Origin of the sequence: Thalassospira marina (assembly GCF_002844375.1) — a bacterium.
GTDB lineage: Bacteria > Pseudomonadota > Alphaproteobacteria > Rhodospirillales > Thalassospiraceae > Thalassospira > Thalassospira marina.
In genome coordinates this window covers 3,371,759-3,390,968 of sequence record NZ_CP024199.1, presented here as the reverse complement: position 1 = coordinate 3,390,968, position 19,210 = coordinate 3,371,759, and the positions used below count along the sequence as shown (strand labels likewise).

Annotated in this window: 16 protein-coding genes; 6 read left to right on the top strand and 10 right to left on the bottom strand. The window is 53.1% G+C overall.

Going from position 1 to position 19,210, the window contains the following annotated elements; all coding sequences use genetic code 11:
• Nucleotides 1–26: 26 nt before the first annotated feature.
• Nucleotides 27–1,172 carry a rhomboid family intramembrane serine protease gene (locus CSC3H3_RS15470; RefSeq protein ID WP_101285424.1) on the bottom strand — a complete coding sequence of 382 codons (1,146 nt, stop codon included), beginning with the start codon at nt 1,170–1,172 and terminating at the stop codon, nt 27–29.
• Nucleotides 1,173–1,299: 127 nt separating this feature from the next.
• Entirely contained in the window at nt 1,300–2,223 is a 924-nt protein-coding gene (locus CSC3H3_RS15465) for a LysR substrate-binding domain-containing protein (RefSeq protein ID WP_101264940.1), read from the bottom strand.
• Nucleotides 2,224–2,388: 165 nt separating this feature from the next.
• On the opposite strand from CSC3H3_RS15465, the gene CSC3H3_RS15460 reads away from it, so the two are divergent.
• Nucleotides 2,389–2,916: a peroxiredoxin gene (locus tag CSC3H3_RS15460; protein ID WP_101264939.1), complete on the top strand. Its 528-nt coding sequence runs from the start codon at nt 2,389–2,391 to the stop codon at nt 2,914–2,916.
• Nucleotides 2,917–3,093: 177 nt separating this feature from the next.
• Nucleotides 3,094–3,627: an alkylhydroperoxidase, AhpD family gene (gene ahpD / locus CSC3H3_RS15455; RefSeq protein WP_101286263.1), complete on the top strand. Its 534-nt coding sequence runs from the start codon at nt 3,094–3,096 to the stop codon at nt 3,625–3,627.
• A gap of 134 nt (nt 3,628–3,761) precedes the next feature.
• On the opposite strand, the gene CSC3H3_RS15450 is transcribed toward ahpD, so the two are convergent.
• Nucleotides 3,762–4,718, bottom strand: a complete 957-nt coding sequence (locus CSC3H3_RS15450; protein ID WP_101285423.1) for a glycosyltransferase family 2 protein — start codon at nt 4,716–4,718, stop codon at nt 3,762–3,764.
• 77 nt (nt 4,719–4,795) lie between these two features.
• Here CSC3H3_RS15450 and asnB point away from each other — a divergent pair, with 77 nt between their 5' ends.
• Nucleotides 4,796–6,559 carry an asparagine synthase (glutamine-hydrolyzing) gene (gene asnB / locus CSC3H3_RS15445; RefSeq protein ID WP_157831924.1) on the top strand — a complete coding sequence of 588 codons (1,764 nt, stop codon included), beginning with the start codon at nt 4,796–4,798 and terminating at the stop codon, nt 6,557–6,559.
• Nucleotides 6,560–6,655: 96 nt separating this feature from the next.
• Here asnB and CSC3H3_RS15440 read toward each other — a convergent pair whose 3' ends face one another.
• A complete protein-coding gene (locus tag CSC3H3_RS15440; protein ID WP_101285421.1) occupies nt 6,656–7,483 on the bottom strand; it encodes an alpha/beta fold hydrolase in 828 nt (275 codons plus the stop codon).
• A 114-nt stretch (nt 7,484–7,597) separates the two neighbouring features.
• The gene (locus tag CSC3H3_RS15435; protein WP_101264937.1) at nt 7,598–8,800 is read right to left on the bottom strand and encodes an aspartate transaminase; all 1,203 of its coding nucleotides are present in this window, start codon (nt 8,798–8,800) and stop codon (nt 7,598–7,600) included.
• A 419-nt stretch (nt 8,801–9,219) separates the two neighbouring features.
• Here CSC3H3_RS15435 and uvrB point away from each other — a divergent pair, with 419 nt between their 5' ends.
• The gene (uvrB, locus tag CSC3H3_RS15430; RefSeq protein ID WP_101264936.1) at nt 9,220–11,367 is read left to right on the top strand and encodes an excinuclease ABC subunit UvrB; all 2,148 of its coding nucleotides are present in this window, start codon (nt 9,220–9,222) and stop codon (nt 11,365–11,367) included.
• A 110-nt stretch (nt 11,368–11,477) separates the two neighbouring features.
• Here the strand turns inward: uvrB and CSC3H3_RS15425 are convergent, their stop codons facing one another.
• The 4 genes from CSC3H3_RS15425 to CSC3H3_RS15410 all read right to left on the bottom strand — a co-directional run bounded on the left by CSC3H3_RS15425 (nt 11,478) and on the right by CSC3H3_RS15410 (nt 15,855).
• Entirely contained in the window at nt 11,478–11,837 is a 360-nt protein-coding gene (locus CSC3H3_RS15425; RefSeq protein WP_101285420.1) for a cupin domain-containing protein, read from the bottom strand.
• Nucleotides 11,838–11,951: 114 nt separating this feature from the next.
• A complete protein-coding gene (gene msrP, locus CSC3H3_RS15420; RefSeq protein ID WP_101264934.1) occupies nt 11,952–12,920 on the bottom strand; it encodes a protein-methionine-sulfoxide reductase catalytic subunit MsrP in 969 nt (322 codons plus the stop codon).
• A gap of 235 nt (nt 12,921–13,155) precedes the next feature.
• Nucleotides 13,156–13,626 (bottom strand): Dps family protein, encoded by a 471-nt coding sequence (locus CSC3H3_RS15415; protein ID WP_101285419.1) that lies wholly within the window; start codon nt 13,624–13,626, stop codon nt 13,156–13,158.
• Between the two features lie 144 nt (nt 13,627–13,770).
• Nucleotides 13,771–15,855: an elongation factor G gene (locus tag CSC3H3_RS15410; RefSeq protein ID WP_245881138.1), complete on the bottom strand. Its 2,085-nt coding sequence runs from the start codon at nt 15,853–15,855 to the stop codon at nt 13,771–13,773.
• A gap of 1,848 nt (nt 15,856–17,703) precedes the next feature.
• Here CSC3H3_RS15410 and CSC3H3_RS15405 point away from each other — a divergent pair.
• Both CSC3H3_RS15405 and CSC3H3_RS24790 read left to right on the top strand, forming a co-directional pair.
• Nucleotides 17,704–17,919, top strand: coding sequence for a hypothetical protein (locus CSC3H3_RS15405; RefSeq protein ID WP_101285417.1), 216 nt, complete (start codon nt 17,704–17,706; stop codon nt 17,917–17,919).
• A gap of 178 nt (nt 17,920–18,097) precedes the next feature.
• A complete protein-coding gene (locus tag CSC3H3_RS24790) occupies nt 18,098–18,274 on the top strand; it encodes a DUF6900 domain-containing protein (RefSeq protein WP_172963435.1) in 177 nt (58 codons plus the stop codon).
• A gap of 55 nt (nt 18,275–18,329) precedes the next feature.
• On the opposite strand, the gene CSC3H3_RS15400 is transcribed toward CSC3H3_RS24790, so the two are convergent.
• Entirely contained in the window at nt 18,330–19,130 is an 801-nt protein-coding gene (locus tag CSC3H3_RS15400; RefSeq protein ID WP_101285416.1) for a DNA adenine methylase, read from the bottom strand.
• Nucleotides 19,131–19,210: the final 80 nt, after the last annotated feature.

Sequence of the window (19,210 nt, the reverse complement as noted above, 5' to 3'; positions counted from 1 at the left end):
TCGTGCCCATAACAACACCCTTGGCATTAATCATTATCGCGCCGGTTCGTCGGCCGCGAAACACCAGGAACACCGATGCCGTGACGTTTGGGTGTAGCAGCCTGCGGGGGGCTGCTGGCATCGTGTTTGTCGGCATCAATATGCGGGGCTGCACCCCACGGGCGCGGATGACGCGGGCGTGATTGCGGGTTGGTGCTGCTGGCGTTGGAATGGCCGTTACCACCGCTTTGATCTTCGCCGTAAATCACATTGCCGGGCTGCCAGGTCCAGGGTTCCTGATTTCCGCTAGTGTAGCCATTGTCGCCGCGATTGGTGGTATGGGGGCCTTTGCCAAAGCCACGCCGGGCATTGCGCCTTTCGGCTTTTTCTCGTTCATAGGCTGCCGCCCAGGGTGGAGTGTCAAAGCGAAATTCGGGGCCATTGCCGTTGCTATTGGCACCAGCACGATGGCGACCGGGGCGATATACGCCAAAAACCGGTTGCTGTTTCGGCCCGCCCTGCCACAGCGGGATATGGCGGTATTTGAATAGTGGGATCAATATCAGCCCGGCGGCAAACCCGGCAACGTGGGCGGCCCATGCCACCCCGTCATTGACCCCGGTTGAAAGATTGATGACCTGCATGCCAATCCAGAAACCCAGCACAACAACCGCCGGGACATAGAAAATAAGCACCCAGAAAAACCACACCAGCACCCGTGCCTTGGGAAATAACAGGAAATAGGCACCAAGCACCCCTGCCAGTGCGCCAGATGCACCAATCATGGGGATTTGCGATGTGGTATCGGCCAGGGCATGGCCCAGTGCGGCGGCAACACCACAAAGCAGATAGAAAAACAAAAAGCGCCAGTGCCCCATGGCGTCTTCGACATTGTTGCCGAACACCCAAAGGTAAAGCATGTTGCCGCCCACATGCATCCAGCCGCCATGCATGAACATGGCGGTAAAGATGGTCAAAAATTCAAAGCCGGGCGGGAAGGCGGCAAATTCGGGCGGCAGTTCGACATGGCCAAACAGCACGGCAGGGATGGCGCCAAATTCAATATTGGCGCGGATAATCCCGCGCTGACCCAAAGTCAGCGTCATGACGAAAACAACGATATTAACTGCAATCAGGCCCCAAGTGACCCAGGGTGTCAGGGTGGTGGGATTGTTATCCTTGATTGGCAGCATGGGCGTCTGTTTCCGTAATGGGTCCTGTTACCATGATAAAATCTATATAGGGTGCGCGCGGTGAAATGCCTGTAGCATGCCGCACTTTACGCACGGCCGAGCAGGTGATACCGCGTTCCCCATTGTTTCAGGCGACGTCGGCGGCCTTGCATGGGTTTAGTGCGCCGCGCAAATAGGCGCCAAGCTTGCGGTATTCTGCCTTGCGGGCCGAACTGCGGCGCCAGACCAGGCCAATCCGCCGTACCGGAACCGGGTTTTCAAAGGGCAGAATGGCAATAGAGTCCCGCCTGCGGGCTTCGACCTCAAGCGCCATTTCGGGCAGCAGCGTTGATCCGATACCGGCAACAACCATTTGCACCAGGGTAGAAAGGCTATTGGCCTGAAAATCGGCAGATTTGCTCCATCCGGCGCGCTGGCAAATTTCCAGTGCCTGGTCACGCAGGCAGTGCCCGTCTTCAAGAAGCAGCAGTTTTTCGTCTTTGATATCGTCGATATTGATGTGTTTTTTGGCCGTCAGCGGGTTATCCGGGCTGCAGGCGAAAACGAACCGGTCTTCAAACAGGTCCATTTCTTCAAGGCCGTTTTCTTCGATCGGCAGGGCGATCAGGGCCAGGTCAAGCTTGCCGGCAAGCAGCAGGTCAACGAGCTTGGCTGTCTGGTCTTCGCGCAGGAAGGGCTGCATTTTGGGGAAACCGCTGCGCAGGCGCGCCATTACATCGGGCAGCAGATAGGGGCCGATGGTGGGGATCACACCGATATTGATCGGCCCGACCAGCGGCTGGTTGGCAGCATGGGCAACAATGGCCAGTTCATCCACTTCACGCAAAATATGCCGCGCCCGCGAAACAACTTCCTGTCCCAGTGCCGTGATCAGCACCTGGCGTTTGTTACGTTCCACAAGTTGCGCGCCCAGCAGGTTTTCAAGCTCGCTGATCGCGGCAGAAAGGCTGGGTTGGGTGATGAAACATGCCTCGGCAGCGCGGCCAAAATGGCCGGTTTCCGCCAGCGCGACCAGGTATTTTAACTGTTTGATGCTGGGTTGGGCCGCCATAAATTTTTCCTATCGAAAAACCAGATTTATTTTATTGGTCATAGGTAAAGCAATTAACTACAAATCGCCACCAGCGATGTTGCTTTTTGCACATGCACACTAAATTTAAGAGGGCCCATCGGGGGCCTTAAGGGATTATAAACATCAAGCGTTAGGAGTACAGCAATGCTCACCGTTGGAGATACCCTCCCAGAATTCAATCTTACCGGTGTTTCGGGCAAAACCGCAGACAGCTTTGCCCCGGTTACCGACAAATCCTATGCCGGTAAATGGAAGATCCTGTTCTTCTGGCCGAAGGACTTCACCTTTGTCTGCCCGACCGAAATCGTTGGTTATGGCGAACTGAACGGTGACTTCGAAGACCGTGACGCTGTTCTGCTCGGCTGCTCGACCGACACCGATTTCGTCCACGCTGCATGGCGTACCCACCACGAAGATCTGGGCGACAGCCCCTTCGTTTGGCTGGCTGACGAAAAGAAAGAACTGGCAAATGCTCTGGGCGTGATCGCAAAGGGTGAAGGCGTTGCTCTGCGCGCGACTTTCATCGTCGATCCGGAAGGCATCATCCGCCACGTTCAGGTGAACGATCTTTCTGTTGGTCGTAACCCGCAGGAAACCCTTCGTATTCTTGATGCACTGCAGACCGACGAACTCTGCCCGTGCAACTGGAACAAGGGTGAAGCCACCCTCTAAGCCATCGGCTTGGAACTGGCTTGAAATCGGGACCGGGCAGGTAATGCCCGGTCCACAATGACCCGCACGGAATTTGCCGTGCCATTCGGGTCACGCGCAGCCGCAAATGGGTGCGCCGGTTCGCCAAAGCGTGCCGGAAGTAGCGTTAATTTCTTCACAAAATTCAGGATGTTTTCGATGTCTATCGCTGAAATTAAAGACTCCTTGCCGGCCTATGCCAAGGACTTGAAGCTGAACCTGGGAACCCTGTTTTCCAACCCGGGTATGACTGACCAGCAGATTTATGGAACGGCCCTGGCCTGTGCCTATGCTTCGCGCAATGCAAAATTGCTGCGTGCTGTGGCCGCCGAAGCCGCAGGCAAGCTGTCTGACGAAGCACTTGAAGCTTCCAAGGGGGCTGCTGCCATCATGGGCATGAACAATATCTATTATCGTTTCACGCACCTGGTGTCGGAAAAAGAATATTCGACCATGCCCGCCCGCCTGCGCATGAACATTATTGGCAAGCCAGGTATCGACAAAGCGGATTTCGAGTTGTTTTCTTTGGCTGTATCTGTGATCAATGGTTGTGGCATGTGTATTGATAGCCACGAAAAAGTTCTCAAACAGGCCGGCCTGAACAAGGAAGCCGTTCAGAACGCGGTCCGGATCGCATCGGTTATCCACGCGGTTGCGGCGGTTCTGGATGCCGAGGACGCGCTGGAAGGCTAATTCATAGCCTGTCCTTCTCCCTCAAGAGGACAGGAAGAATGGCAGAAGAAAAAAGTGCTGTCATTCTTGCGCCTAACCCGATGGTCGCCCCCGGCCATCGGGTTTTTTGTTCACGTCTGCTCATTTAGAACTATCTACCTTTTCTTTCTGCCAGGTGTCCATTCAACGGGCCGGTTTGTTGTTCTATCGGGGGTGTAGGCCGTTAGGCAGTCAAATGTTGCTTTTTTGAGATTTTCAGGCGGAAAAAGGCGAGAGCGTATATATCTGAGGAAATGCCAAAGTGGACGATTTTTAAGGGTTTTTGCATATCTATATGAGCGTGAACACGCGCGCTTATATACCGCAAGAGCGACATCCCTGCGATTTGGTAACAGCTCATGTGCGAGATAGTAAATTGCGAGGATTGAATCGTATCTGCTGCGTGCGATTTGAGCAGAAAGTCTGCCCGGTGCGGCTTCAACCATAAGCGACACGTTGCTGGTCACACGCACAATTCGGTCTGTTGAAGCAACTGCGCGCAACGCTAGAGTATAGTCTGGGGAGACCAGTCTTGTGTCGGCCCCTTTGAACGCCATAAAGAGAGATTTTTTGACGAGAATACAGCTTGAATTGTGGTTGAAATTCTTAATAAATCGCTTAAGGCATTCATTTTGAGACATGACAACGTGATCTTTAGGCTGGACCGTTGGAATCTGTGGTGCCAGATCTTCTCCTTGTCGGAAATATCCATAGCTGCCAATAACAAAACTTACGTCATACTGTTTTGCCAACTGATACATGGCGTATGTTGACTGTCGAGAAGGAATGTCATCGCCATCAAGCAGGCGAATCCACTCATGTTGCGCGCGGTCTACACCAACGTTGGTTGCGACCGCTGCTCCTTGATTTTCCTGTTTTATGATAATAACTTGGCCAGGAAGTCTATCTTGATTCTTGCGGATTTGTTCGACTGAATCGTCTGATGAACCATCATCGATGAAAATGTATTCGAGCTTTTCGGGCAGTTGTTCGTATTCTGTGGCTAAGGCATCAATCACATCGGTGATATAAGGTGCTTTATTAAATACAGTAATGACATACGAAATATTCATTTAGACCTAATTGGTTGATGGGGATGTCACCTTGATTCTCGTCAGGATTGTTAATTTTACCAGCGAGCATGCAGTACATGTGCGGAATTTTCGGTCATAATCAAGCAGAGATTGCCTCAATCGAGAATTCTCATGCCGCGCTTAACACTTTAACGCATCGGGGCCCCGATAATTGGGGATATGAACTTTGTAATGGCATTTATCTTGGGCATCGTCGTTTAAGTATCCTTGATCTGTCTGAAAAGGGCCGTCAGCCGATGCTCGCCCAGAACGTCTATTTGACGGTTAATGGCGAGATTTACAATTACAAGGAGTTGCGTCGGAATCTGATTGACGAATTTGACGTAACTTTTACCAGTGAGAGTGATAGTGAAGTTCTCCTGCATGGATATATTCACTGGGGAATTAATCGTCTGCTTCAGCTAGTCGATGGTATGTTTGCACTTTCAATATATGATGTATCTACAAATACCATCATTTTGGCGCGGGACCATGTGGGTATCAAGCCGATTTATTATTGGCATGAAGACAAGAAATTTGCGTGGGCGTCTGAACTTAAGGCTATCGAGTCTTATGTTGGCAAGACCAAGCTTAGTATAGATAGTACGGCTGTTTATGACTTTATGACGTATCTGTATGTGCCTTGCCCTAAAACAGTCTATCAGAATGTTTTTAAGTTAGAGCCAGGGCACTATGTTGAATTTGACGCCTTGTCTGGAGAGTTGTGTAAAACTCGATATTGGGAACTTGAGGTCTGCCCGCGCCATGACGTGGTTGACTGGGGGGATTATATTCGGGAGGCAATGTCAATATCGGTCAAATCTCAGCTGGTTTCTGATGTTCCCGTAGGATTTTTTTTAAGTGGGGGCGTCGATTCAAGTGTCGTTTGTTTTGAAGCCTCTAAGACACTTGAAAAATTGCAGACATTTTCGATTGGACATATGGACAAAGAGTCCGATGAGTCGCCGTTTGCAAGAATGGTTGCCAAGGCTATTGGGTCAACTCACTTAGAGCGTTTTTTCAGTACTGACGTTGCAAATAATAATTTCGAGTTGTTGCGTCAATTATATGATGAGCCTTTTGGTGATGTATCGGCATTGCCAACAAATGAAGTATGTCGTCTGGCGCGGGAGCACGTTACGGTTGTTCTTACCGGTGACGGAGGGGATGAACTGTTTGGCGGCTATGTTCCCTACGCGAATGCAGAGAATATTTTTTCATCAGAAAAAAATCCAAAATCATGGATAAGGCCGCTATGCGTTGCGGTGAAAACTTATGCTCCGCACAGGTCGATCGTCAAAAAAGCACAACGTTTTGAAGTTAAAACTCTTTCTGATCCAATGGAGAAATGGGCAGCAGCAAAGGGCGGGCTGGTATGTTCCGACCCGTTAAAGCGACGTTGGGCAAAGGCGCATAATATACCCGCCGACTATGATGACTTTTGGTACTATCGTAAATTTGACCGGCCGGATTTAGGGGCACGAACACGTGCGCAATTTATTGATTTTCATACATATATGCACGATTCCGTTCTGACAAAGGTGGATCGAGCGAGTATGGCCGTAGCATTGGAGACACGGGTTCCTTTTTTGAGCAAGAAGATGATTTCGGCTGCTTGGTCTATTCCCGAAGAAATTAGGTACTGTAATGGAGATTTGAAGGGCATATTGAAGCAATCCTACGATCAGTTTTTGCCTCATGCTGCACTATATCGGCGGAAACAGGGATTTAGTGTTGGTCGCATTGGAAAAAAAGATCGTCTGTATGATCGTGCCAAAAACGTACCAAAGCAAATTTTGCAAAAACTATTTCCAGAGTTGTTATCAGGTAGGCAGGTGTGATTTGACTGCGGTTATCCGGGACCAGAAACTTTGATAGTTGACAGTTGCATTTAGGGGCAGTCCGGAGAAAATCTGGCTAATGGTTTGAAAATATTATCAATTGGTGTCCAGAAAGTGACGAACCGACTCGAGGACTTTATCGGGTGATTCCAGGTGCGGGATGTGCCCGCAATTGAGGATGATGTGACTGGTGATGGGGCCGCTGACATGGTTTGCGATGGTGGTGACCTGGTCATTGCTGCCAAACTGGTCGTCATCGCCTTGCAGGATTAATGCGGGGCAGGTGATGGCGGGGAGTTCGTCGATCATTTGCCAGGTGCGAAAGGCGGGTTGGCGCCAGGTATCGACCCAGGCACGAAAGACGGTATCGGTCTGGCTGAAATGGTGGCGTTCCAGCCGTGATTTCCAGTCTGTATTGGCATAGGTTTGCGCGGCCATTTCGATGCCATCGATGGTGACATCCTCGACAAAAACATGGGCGGCCAGGCTGATGACGGCGCGGGGAACGGCAGGGAAACGGGCGGCATATTTAAGGGCAATGGTTGCCCCGTCGCTGTGGCCAAACAGGATGGGATTTTTCAGGTTCAGGCTGGTGATAAGGCCATGCAGGAAACGGTCGGTTTCTTCGTTATGGAAATCAACCGGGCGCGGAACCACCGTTTGCGGGTCTGATTTGCCGTGACCGCGCCGTTCATAGACCAGGCAGGAAAGCCCGGTTGCGTTTGCCAGCCTTTGTGGAAAATCGCGCCACATGCGAATGGTGCCCAGGGCCTCGTGCAGCATGATGATGGTGGGGGCATCGCCATCTGAACCTGCATTGTGCGGGAAGGCGGGCGCAATTTCTGCTGTGTCCGTATCTGGTGTTACGGTCTGGCAGGCAAGGCGGACACCGTCGATGGCAGCGATAAAATCCTGAACCGGCATGGCTTTCCTGAATTATCGGTTATTCCGTACTGATTTATGGGTTTTATCATGCGCCAAAAAACAAAGCCCGGCAAGTTTGCCGGGCTTTGTCGTGCAATTCGTAAAAAGCGATGCTTATTTCAAAGCAGCGCAAGCGCGATTGATACGCTTGCAGGCTTCTTCCAGTGCCTCGGTCGAGGTGGCATAGGAAATACGGAAATAAGGTGCGAGACCAAAAGCCGAACCCTGAACCGCAGCAACGCCTTCAGCTTCGAGAAGGTAGGTTACGAAATCGGTGTCGGTTTCGATTTTTTTGCCATCCGGCGTGGTTTTGCCAATGGCACCTGCACAGGACGGATACACATAGAATGCGCCTTCCGGCTTTTTGCAGCTCAGGCCTTCGCATTCATTGAGCTTTTCCACAACCATGTCGCGGCGGGCTTTGAACACTTCGGCGCGTTCTTTGAGGAAGTCCTGCGGGCCATTCAGTGCTTCGATCGATGCAGCCTGGCTGATCGAAGACGTATGCGTGCTGCTTTGCGACTGAACCTTGTTGATTGCTTTAATCAGCTCAACCGGGCCAGCAGCATAGCCAAGACGCCAGCCGGTCATGGCATAGGATTTCGATACACCATTGCAGGTCAGGGTGCGGGCCTTCAGTTTCGGCTCGACCTGGGCGATGGTGGTGAATTCAAAGCCGTCATAGACGAGGTGCTCATACATGTCGTCAGACATGATATAAACATGTTCGTGTTTCAGCAGAACATCAGCCAGCGCGCGCAGTTCGGCGCGCGAATAGGCCGCACCCGTCGGGTTGGACGGCGAGTTCAGAACCAGCCATTTGGTGTTCGGCGTAATTGCGGCTTCAAGTTCGGCAGCGGTGATTTTGAAGTCGTTTTCTTCCTGGCATTCAACAACGACGGGCACGCCTTCGGCCATCAGGGTCATGTCCGGGTAGGATACCCAGTAAGGTGCCGGAATGATAACTTCGTCACCCGGGTTCAGCGTTGCAAACAGCGCATTAAACAGCGTCTGCTTGCCGCCACAGCCAACGGTGATTTCGTCGATAGTGTATTCCAGGTCGTTTTCGCGTTTGAACTTGGCAACAATTGCTTTGCGAAGGGCCGGAGTACCAGCGACCGGAGTGTATTTGGTCTGGCCAGCGTCAAGGGCGGCTTTCGCAGCATTTTTGATGTTGTCGGGGGTATCGAAATCCGGCTCGCCTGCGCCAAGGCCGATGACATCAACGCCAGCAGCTTTGAGTTCTGCAGCCTTGGTGGTGACAGCAATGGTAGGAGATGGTTTGATACGGCTCAAACGGTCGGCAATAAACGCCATTGGTCTGTTTCCCTGGAATGAAATGAGAAATGGAAAGACTCTTGTTCTTCCGGTTCGGACCCTACGCCCGCCACAATTTCAATTCAAGGCCAATTGGCGCTTTTGCGCGTTCTTTGCGGTGATGCCGCCATGCGTAAATGTAAAATGTCGCAAGACACAGGGTTACAATGGGTATTTCAACGCATTAACCCGCAGTTGGTTCCGGTTTTAAACGGGTTTTGTGCCATTTTTGGCGGGTTCACGCGCATCCGCTTTTACCTGTTTGCCGCTAGCGAAACAAAGTGTGGGCGAGTCCTTTGGCGACGAAATGTTCCTCCTGCCGTTCTGCTGACAGTTCCTGACGGGATGTGTCAGGGGCGGGGCTTGCGAAGTGTTTATTCCGGCTTATAACTAGGGACAGAAACGAAGGCAGGTTTTTGATGAATGCACTCCCGGAATTTTTGACCAAACGCCGCCCGCCGGTCGAAGGATCGCGCGCGTTTAAACTGGTGACGGAATATGAACCGTCGGGCGACCAGCCACAGGCAATTTCCGAGCTTTATGACGGCATCGGACAGGGCGAGCGCGACCAGGTTCTGCTGGGTGTGACCGGTTCGGGCAAGACATTCACCATTGCCAATATCATTGCCAAAACCCAGCGTCCGGCCCTTGTGCTGGCCCCGAACAAAACGCTGGCCGCACAGCTTTATTCCGAGATGAAAAGTTTCTTCCCGGAAAATGCGGTGGAATATTTCGTTTCCTATTACGACTATTACCAGCCCGAAGCCTATGTGCCGCGCACCGATACCTATATTGAAAAAGACAGTTCGATTAACGAACAGATCGACCGGATGCGCCACGCCGCCACCCGCGCCATTCTGGAGCGTAACGACTGTATCATCGTGGCATCCGTTTCCTGCATTTACGGTATTGGTGCGGTTGAAACCTATTTGGAAATGACGCAGCGCATTTCGGTAGGGGACGAAGTTGACCGCAACGACATCATGAAGCGCCTGGTCGAATTGCAATATACCCGCAATGACGCGGCCTTTACGCGCGGCACATTCCGGGTGCGAGGCGACGTTCTGGAAATTTTCCCGGCCCACTCGGAAGATCGCGGCTGGCGGATTTCGATGTTTGGCGACGAGATCGAGGAACTGACCGAATTTGACCCCCTGACGGGGCATAAATATGCCAGCATGGATTCCGTCACGGTTTATGCAAATTCGCACCATGTGACGCCGCGCCCGACCCTGGTGCAGGCGATGCATGGCATTAAGCAGGAATTGAAGGACCGGCTGGCGCAATTTCAGAATGAAGGCAAATTGCTGGCAGCCGAACGGATTGAGCAGCGCACCACGTTTGATCTGGAAATGATGGAAACGGTGGGCCACTGCAAGGGGATTGAAAACTATTCCCGCTGGCTTTCGGGCCGTAACCCCGGCGAACCGCCACCCACCCTGTTTGAATATCTGCCCGAAAACGCGCTGTTATTTGTCGATGAAAGCCACGTTGCCGTGCCGCAGATCGGCGGCATGTTCAAGGGCGACTATAATCGCAAATTTACATTGGCCGAACATGGCTTCCGCCTGCCAAGCTGCGTGGATAACCGGCCGCTGAAATTTGAAGAATGGGATGCCATGCGCCCGCAAAGCGTGTTTGTTTCGGCAACACCGGGGCCATGGGAAATTAACCAGACGGGCGGCGTTTTTGCCGAACAGGTTATTCGCCCCACCGGCCTGATTGACCCGGTTTGCATCATTCGCCCGGTTGAAACCCAGGTGGATGATCTGCTGGCCGAAGCCAAGGATTGCGCCCAGAAAAGCCAGCGCGTGCTGGTAACCACCCTGACCAAGCGCATGGCCGAGGATTTGACCGAATATCTGCACGAAAATGGCGTGCGGGTGCGTTACCTGCATTCCGATATTGATACGCTGGAGCGTATCGAGATCATCCGTGATTTGCGACTGGGCGTGTTTGATGTCCTGGTTGGCATCAACCTGTTGCGTGAGGGGCTGGATATCCCCGAATGTGCGCTGGTGGCAATTTTGGATGCGGACAAGGAAGGTTTTTTGCGGTCCAAAACATCGCTGGTACAGACGATTGGCCGTGCCGCGCGTAACCTTGAAGGCCGGGTTATTTTATATGCCGATAAAATGACCGACAGCCTGGATTATGCGATTGGCGAAACCAACCGCCGCCGCGAAAAGCAGATTGCCTATAACGAGGAGCACGGCATTACCCCGGCATCGATCCGCAGCCGTATCCATGATGTGATCGAAAGTGTCGCCGAGCAGGATTATGTCACCGTCGATACCGGCGTTTCGGGCGATGTGATGATCGGGCACAATTTGCGGGCCCATATCGATGAACTTGAAAAACGCATGCGTGCGGCGGCAGCCGACCTTGAATTTGAAGAAGCCGCCCGCCTGCGTGACGAGGTGAAACGCCTTGAAAACCAGGAACTGGGCCTTGCAGAAGCCGGGCCGATGGCACGCGACATTTCGTTAAAGGATGGTGCGGCGGGGCCGGGTTCCAAATCGGCAAACAAGCCGAAATATAAGGGCCGTCGTCGCAAGGGGCCGTAAAGTGTACCGCCGGTTTAAGGCCGGCGTGATGCTTGGTATTTAAAAAGGGCTGCGCCTGTTTGAGGGTGCGGCCCTTTTTGTGACTGAGCGGCGAAATTGCCGGATCGGGATCAGGCAGCGTTGTAATGCACGCCGCGCCCGTCAAAGAAAACAGCCAGCCAGACGGTGTCGGTGTCTTTTTCCGTCCAGACCACGCGATGCCGGCATCCCGGCGGGATATAAAGGTGGTCACCCGGTTTCAGGACATGGCCCTTTGGTTCGCCTTCAAACAGGATTTCGGCACTGCCGCTGAGTAAAATGACCCATTCGGCAGGTTGTTGGTCATACCAGCCGGTTGCGGGCGAGGATTGGCCGTGTGAAACGATCCGTTCGATGCGCAGGCAGGGCGAGCGCAGGATTTCGTCAAAGATTTCGCTGTTTTTGGCGTCGGGAAGTGCGGCAAAAAGATTTGCCAGTGATGCGTCGGGCATGAAGGAACCCTCCGTTCCGGTTGTGGGGATTGCGCGCAACATAAACCAGAACGAAGGGCCGGCACAAAGCCGACCCTTACAAAGCAGCCATGCGTTTAAAACGCGAAATGGCGATTACATGAACAGTTTTTCGTCATCCATGCCTTTATAGATATCGGCAACATAATCGGCATAACCGTTATAAAGCTGGGTCGGGACTTCCTCGCCATTGGACAGCAGGCGTTCCTGCGCCTGGCTCCAGCGCGGATGGGGAACCTTGGGGTTCACATTGGCCCAGAAACCATATTCGTTGTCGGCGATGCGTTCCCAGTAACCGACCGGGCGTTTGTCGGTGAAGGTAAAGCGCACAATCGATTTGATGTTTTTAAAGCCGTATTTCCAGGGTGTTACCAAACGCAGCGGCGCGCCGTTCTGTTTGGGAATGGGTTCGCCATAAAGGCCGGTGGCGATCATGGTCAGTTCATTGGTGGCCTCGGCCATCGTCAGGCCTTCGACATAGGGCCACGGATACCAGAACTGTTTAAGGCCCGGCATGGTATCTTCCTGCGAGGCGGTTTCCATTTCGATATATTTTGCGCCTGACATCGGTTTGGCAAAATCAACCAGTGCCTTCAGCGGGAAACCGGTCCAGGGCACGGTCATGGCCCAGGCCTCAACGCAGCGGAAACGATAGACACGTTCTTCCAGCGGCATTTTGCGCACGAGGTCTTCGAAATCGATTTCCATTGGTTTTTCAACCATGCCATCAATTTTGACCGTCCAGGGCGATGTCTTGAGGGCCTGTGCGGCCTCGGCAATGAATTTGTGCGAGCCAAATTCATAGAAATTGTTATAGCCGGTTGCCTTGGCCTTGGGGGTTATGTCGCGGTCAACCTTATAGGCATCGTTGCGTTTGGCAGGGTAAAGGTCACCATCGGGCATGGCGGCCTGGGCAAAGGCACGGCCAACAGGAAGGGCCGTTGCTGCCGCGCCAAGGGTGCCTGCCGCAATGCCCTTGATGAAATTGCGGCGATTGCGATAAATCGCTTCCGGCGTCACCGCGCTTTCTGGCAATTCCCAGCCGCGCTTGCGTTTGATCAGCATTGGTCTTCTCCTGTTCACTACAATTGGCGTACGCCGTTGCTTTCTAGAATTCCGCCAAAAAGCGATTTGGGCAAGTCACGCCTCGGTGAGGGGCGGGTGAGGTTTTGGTCGGAGCCTGCTCTACCTGATACGTAAAATGTCCCAGATGGGATGAATAAAAAACGGCCCCGCCATCTGGCGGGACCGTTCATTCGGCCTGTTAAAGCCAATATCAGGGTGTGAATTGCAGGTTTGCTTAGCCTTCAAGAAGCGAACGCAGCATCCAGGCGGTTTTTTCATGGGTCTGGATGCGCTGGGTCAGAAGGTCGGCCGTGGCATCATCGTCGGCTTCATCACATAGCGGATAAAGTGCGCGGGCGGTTTTGATCACGGTTTCGTGGCCTTCAACCAGCTGCTTGATCATTTCCTTGGCGGCGGGAACACCTTTTTCCTCGGTGATCGAGCTAAGCTCGGAATAGGCGGAAAAGCTGCCCGGTGCATAGGCGCCAAGGGAACGGATACGTTCGGCCAGTTCGTCAACAGCGGTGGCAAGTTCGGTATATTGCTGTTCAAACATGGTGTGCAGGGTCTGGAACATCGGCCCCGTCACGTTCCAGTGGAAATTGTGTGTTTTCAGATACAGGGCATAGGAATCCGCCAGCACCCGGCCAAGACCCGATGCAATTTCGGTACGGTTCTGTTCGTTAATACCAATATCAATCTGCATGATGTTCTCCTGGCTTTCGTTCGGGCTTGCGCCACATGTTTCTGTGTGATGACGACATTATGTTGCACGACAAAAGATAATGCCAATCAGTACTTTAATGTTTGAAGATAGATCAAATCTATTACTGGGCGGCAAAGCCGCGTTTCATGCTTCGCGTTTCAGGGCGGCATCGGCGGCCTTGCCTGAAATTTCCTGCATATGGGAAAATTCGCGGGTGAAAAACCCGGTGCCCAGTGTAATGGAACGTAATTCCAGGATCATGTCGCGGGTTTCGCTGCCGGGCATGTTCGCCTGGATTTCATCCCATCCCGGCCAGCCTTCACGGGCATTGAAACCCAGGATCTGACCACGGCGTGAACTGATCAGGCGTTGTGCCCTGGATGTGCAACTGACCGGCACAATAAAGGTTACGCTATCAACCGGTTCCAAAAGGGTTGTGCCCGCATTTTTCAGCCCGTCGGCAATTGCAAGGCGCCCGGCCATTTGAAAGGCCTGGTCGGAACTGTCAACGGCGTGAAAGGCGCCATCGGTCAGGGTGACCTGCAAATCAATAACAGGAAAACCCAGCGGGCCGGTGCGCAGGGCATCGACGATGCCTTTTTGAACCGCGCCAATATATTGCCGGGGGATAGCACCGCCCACTATGGCATCGACAAATTCAAACCCGCTACCGCGGGCAAGCGGGCGGGCAGTTAATTTGACATCGCCAAACTGGCCGTGGCCGCCACTTTGTTTTTTATAGCGGCCATGGGCCTCGAACGCGGTGCGGATGGTTTCCTGAAAACCGGTGGCAACCGCCATTGTGCCGATATCAAGATGATAGCGTTCGGCAAGCTGGGCCAATACCAGTTGCAGGTGGATATCGCCCTGGCCCTGCAAAACCAGTTGGCCGCTTTGGTCATGATGCATAACGGAAAGGGATCGGTCCTGTTCGCATAAGTGGCGCAGGGCTTCGTTGAGTTTGACATCATCGCCCGGTTTGTTGACCACCAGTGCCAATTGATAAAGCGGGGGTAACGGGGCTGGCCATAGGTCCAGCGATGATTGCCCCTGTGCGCCCAGAAGCATACCGGTGCGGGCATGGTTCATGCGTGGCAGGCCAATGACACAGCCTGTTTGCGCCTGGTCGATTTTATCATGACGGTTGCCAAACAGGGTGCAAAGGCCCGTTGCGTGGTCCTGCCCCAATGCATCGCCCTGGCGCAATGTACCGGCCAGAACACGGCCAATGCAAAACCGGCCCTCGTGGGGCAGGTGAAATGTTTTGAAAATCTGGGTGGCGCAATTGCCTGATGACGGGTCAATGCCCAGGCGGTAGGCAGCAACTTCCGGCCCCGGGGCCTCGTGGCGCAGTGCTTTGAACAGGCGGCGAATGCCATGATCATGTTCGCCAGAACCAAAAAAGACCGGCACGATCAGATCATCGGCAAGATCGCGGCCAAGGCTTGCGTAAATATCGTTATTTGCCGGAGTGTGGTCATCGAGGATTTGTTCAAGCAGGCTGTCGTCAAAATCGGCAAGCTGTTCAAGCAGGGTGTCGCGGGCGCTGGTTTCGTCAGTCCGGTTTTGGGTGGGCAGGGCGATCAGGCGCGACGGGCTGCCATCTTCGCAATATTCATAGGCCCGCTCGGATACCAGATCGACAAAGCCGGTAATGGCTTCGTTTTCGCCTTTGTCACGCAGGGGGATTTCGCGCAAAACCAGCGGGCGGCTTGTCAGTTCCTGCAGGGCGGCAAGGCTGTTGCGGATACGGCAGCCTGAATTATCGGTTTTGTTGATGAAAACCAGATGCGGAATACGGTTGTGATCCAGAAATTGCAGGATCGGTGCGGCCGTGACCATTTTTTCACTGTCTGCTTCGACAACGACAATGGCAACGTCACACACCATCACGGCGTCGCGGCTGTCCTGCGCGAAATCGACCGAACCGGGGCAATCAATGAAATGCCATTCTTCGTCAAGATAGGTGGTTCTGGCAATCGTCGGCTCAATGCTCATTTGTCGGCTGCGGGCTTCGGCATTGCTATCGGCGATGGTCGTGCCCTCGCGGATGGATCCTTTTCGGTGCAGGGTGCCAGAAAAGGCCAGCAGGCTTTCAAGCAGGCTGCTTTTGCCCGATGAATAGGGGCCAACAAGTGCTGCACAGCGCGGTGGCTGCGTAGAATGGCCTGACAGGCCAGATTGGGAAGTTGCGGAACCGGTTTGGGAAATAGCGGATGAGGGAGGCACGGTTTTCTCCTTTTTGCGAGGACGCATCAGGTGATTTCAAAGTCATGCCGGTGTCAGATGCCCAAATTCCAAATATGCGGTCTGCCATAAGTTAGCGGTGGCGGATGATTTTATCGGGTATCTGGCAAAATATGGATCAGGCTATTTTGTATTATCCTGCCTGGCACCGTTACGACCAATGGGCGGTAAACGGGCAGGGCAGCAATAGATAATTGAATGCCTGTTTTGATATGCTATGATAGTACAATTAGTTAGGTAGTTCCATTTTTAGCTTAATAAGCATTTCGCCATATTGGCGACGCAATTTGCCCTGAAATTGCCACAACCGGCCTGTTTTCCAGCCTTATTCATCTGTCAGGTTCAATCCTGTCAGCGGCACACAGTCGGAACATTCTGTCCCCCCTCAATCGTCTCCGGCTCGCTCTCTTCGTCCCCCCGTGCGAGAGCCAATATATGCCGAAAGCTGACAGGTCTCCCCAAGACCGTTAGACCCCAAAATGGGGGCGGGCATTCCCCGCCCTCTTTTTTTTCGGTGATGTTGGGCAAAGCAGGGGGATTCATACCGAAAACAATTTTGTTCATACTGCCATAATTTGCCCCGAAAATGCCTTAAGTGGCTGGTTTTCGTGCCGTAATCATTCGCCATAGTTATAACTGTCGAACACAGCACCAGATGGCGATGCGCCCCTCCCTCGTTAATCGCCAAGCCTGATATCGTTGTCCCCAACAACGCTCTGCACCCCACAGGCTATGTGCTCCCAGGTTCGACTGGTCTCCCCAAGACCATCTGTCCCCAAAAAAAGCGAGCCAGGTTCCCCCGACCTGTCTCGTTTTTTTTAATGCTTGAAGCAAATACGTGCCGGGCAGGTGGGTTTGACACAATTCTGACTTAAATTGACACGAAATGGCCCTGACTGGCCGTGTTTCCTGCCGCAATCGCGGGGCATATTCCTACTTGTCGGACGCGATGACATTCGGCTTGGTGCCTCCCTCACCATTGCCGGCGACCCGATGGCAAGTCCCCCAAGAAAGCCATCGCTCCCAGGGTCACAAATTCCGCGTTCGCATGGTCTCCCCAAGACCATCTGTCCCCAAGAAATGGCGAAGCAGGAACCCCAACCTGCTTCGCTTTTCTTTTTTGTGTGTGCGGGGCAGGACAACCAATGCAAAGAGCTGCTTTGCCATCACCTGATGATGGATGAAAATGGTATCTGTGGTGATCGGGTGGATACGGGGCGTAGTGATGCTTCCAGGCAGCGGATGGGCATGTAAATTCCGGTATGATTCGTGATCAGCCCGTTTGGGCGATTCTGGGTGCCTTCAAAGGCGTTGGTATCCTCAAGAATCGCGCAGAGTTGATAGGGCTTTATCCATGGGAATAGTTGCGCGCGGGCAAATGCTGTTTGCGGCACAAAATTGCCCCAAAACGGCATGAAATGGCCCAAAGCACCCGGTTTTCTTGCCGTATTCACGGGGCATATTGATCCTTACCGAACGCGATGTACCGGTGCGGTGCCCTCCCTCACCAACCACCGGGACCGGAATACCACCATCCCCCTGATGGTATTCACATCCCCCACGGTCTTTTCCGTGTTCGGTCGGTCTCCCCAAGACCATCTGTCCCCAAACGGGGTGGGTTCCCCTGACCCACCCCGTTGTAGCGCGCCATTTGGATTTGGAGCGTTCGCCGTTTAAAATTGGAGCATAGCGGTTTCCACTGCTGTGCTCTCTTTTTTACCTGATTTTTTAGCCAGCCGCACTTCGCAAAATTGTTGCTCTCTTTCGACTGGCAATCGTGCGCGAAGAGAGCGGTACTGTCCTTAACGCAACCCAGCCAAGGACAGAAAGATGACTGCTTCATACAAAACCGCAATCGCCGCCAATATCAGCGCAATGAATGACATACTCGCACAGCTCGCTGCCGCAGCGGCGGAGGCCGAAAGCGCGATCAAAAACGACAACCAAAACGGCGCGGTCGGGGCGCTGGCGGATTTTGAAGGGCTGATCAGCGCCGCCCAAAGCATTCATGGCACGGTTCTCGCCCTGCACAGACAGCCAAAATAAACCCGTTTCTTTGAGCCTGGCCGGGGCATTGCCCCGGCTTTTTCGTCGCTTATCCACTCATTCATAGGATAAGCCAACTTCGCAAAATCTTTGCTCTCTTTGGACTGGCAATCCATCGCGAACGGAGCGGTACTGTCATTACCGCAAATGATAAAGACCAGCGACCAGGAGCATAAAGATGAATGATTTGAACCAGCTTTTTGAACAGATCGCCCGCGACGAGTTGTTTATCAACACGCTCGAAACCAAAGGGCATGACAGCAAAGATTTTCATGATGTTGCTGTATGGGGCTTAAAAGCCGCCTTGCGCCGCGCCTATGAAGCAGGGGCGCAGAGCACGGCCAAAGGCAAATAACCCGATTTACAATGCAAAAGAACCGCCGGGGCATCATCGCCCCGGCTTTTTTGTGTCAGATGTTGGAAATGATCAGCTCACCAAACGCACGACGGCTTTCAGCCCGTCTGGCAATTGAATAATTGACCTCGGTGGCCTCAATTGAGAACCCGGCAAAGATTTCACGGATCTCTGGCACGTCGTTAAGAGACAGAATAAAGCGCCCCGAGAGGCCTCTTAGAAGCTCTGACAGTCTCTCAAAATCAGCCCGTTCAAAGACGTTTTTCCCGTAATCGTTCTCGCCCCCGAAATAGGGCGGGTCGAGATAAAACAGCGTCTCTGCACGGTCGTAGCGCGTGATGAAATCACCATAAGGCAAACATTCAATCACCACACCCGACAAGCGCGAATGCAGATCATCGAGCATTGGCCCCAGCTTGGTGATGTCGAACCGTCCCGGTCGTTCGACCGACACCCCGAAATTGCGGCCCGAAACCTTGCCACCAAACGCTGTGCGCTGAAGATAAAGGAAACGGGCGGCGCGTTCGAGGTCGGTTAATGTGGTCGGATCGGTTTTGACTAGGCGTTCAAACTCCGCCCTGGTCGTAATCTGAAAGCGCATCATCTCCATAAACGGCACGTAGTGGCGCTGGAGGATGCGATAAAAGGTGGCCAGTTCGCGGTTTATGTCATTGATGACTTCAGCCTTTGGTTGCCGGATTCGGCGCAAAAATACGCCGCCCATACCCACAAAAGGCTCTGCATACGTGGTGTGATCGATCTGATCGATCATTGCCACCAAACGCTTGGCGAGGTTGCGTTTGCCCCCAAGATAGGGGGCAACCGGAAGCACGGGTTTAACTGTTTGTGTAGACATTGGTTTTACAGGCTTTAATCTGGCCGCGCCGTTGCAACGGTGGGCGGGGCGATTTTTGTCGTGGGAGCTTGACCCTCCCG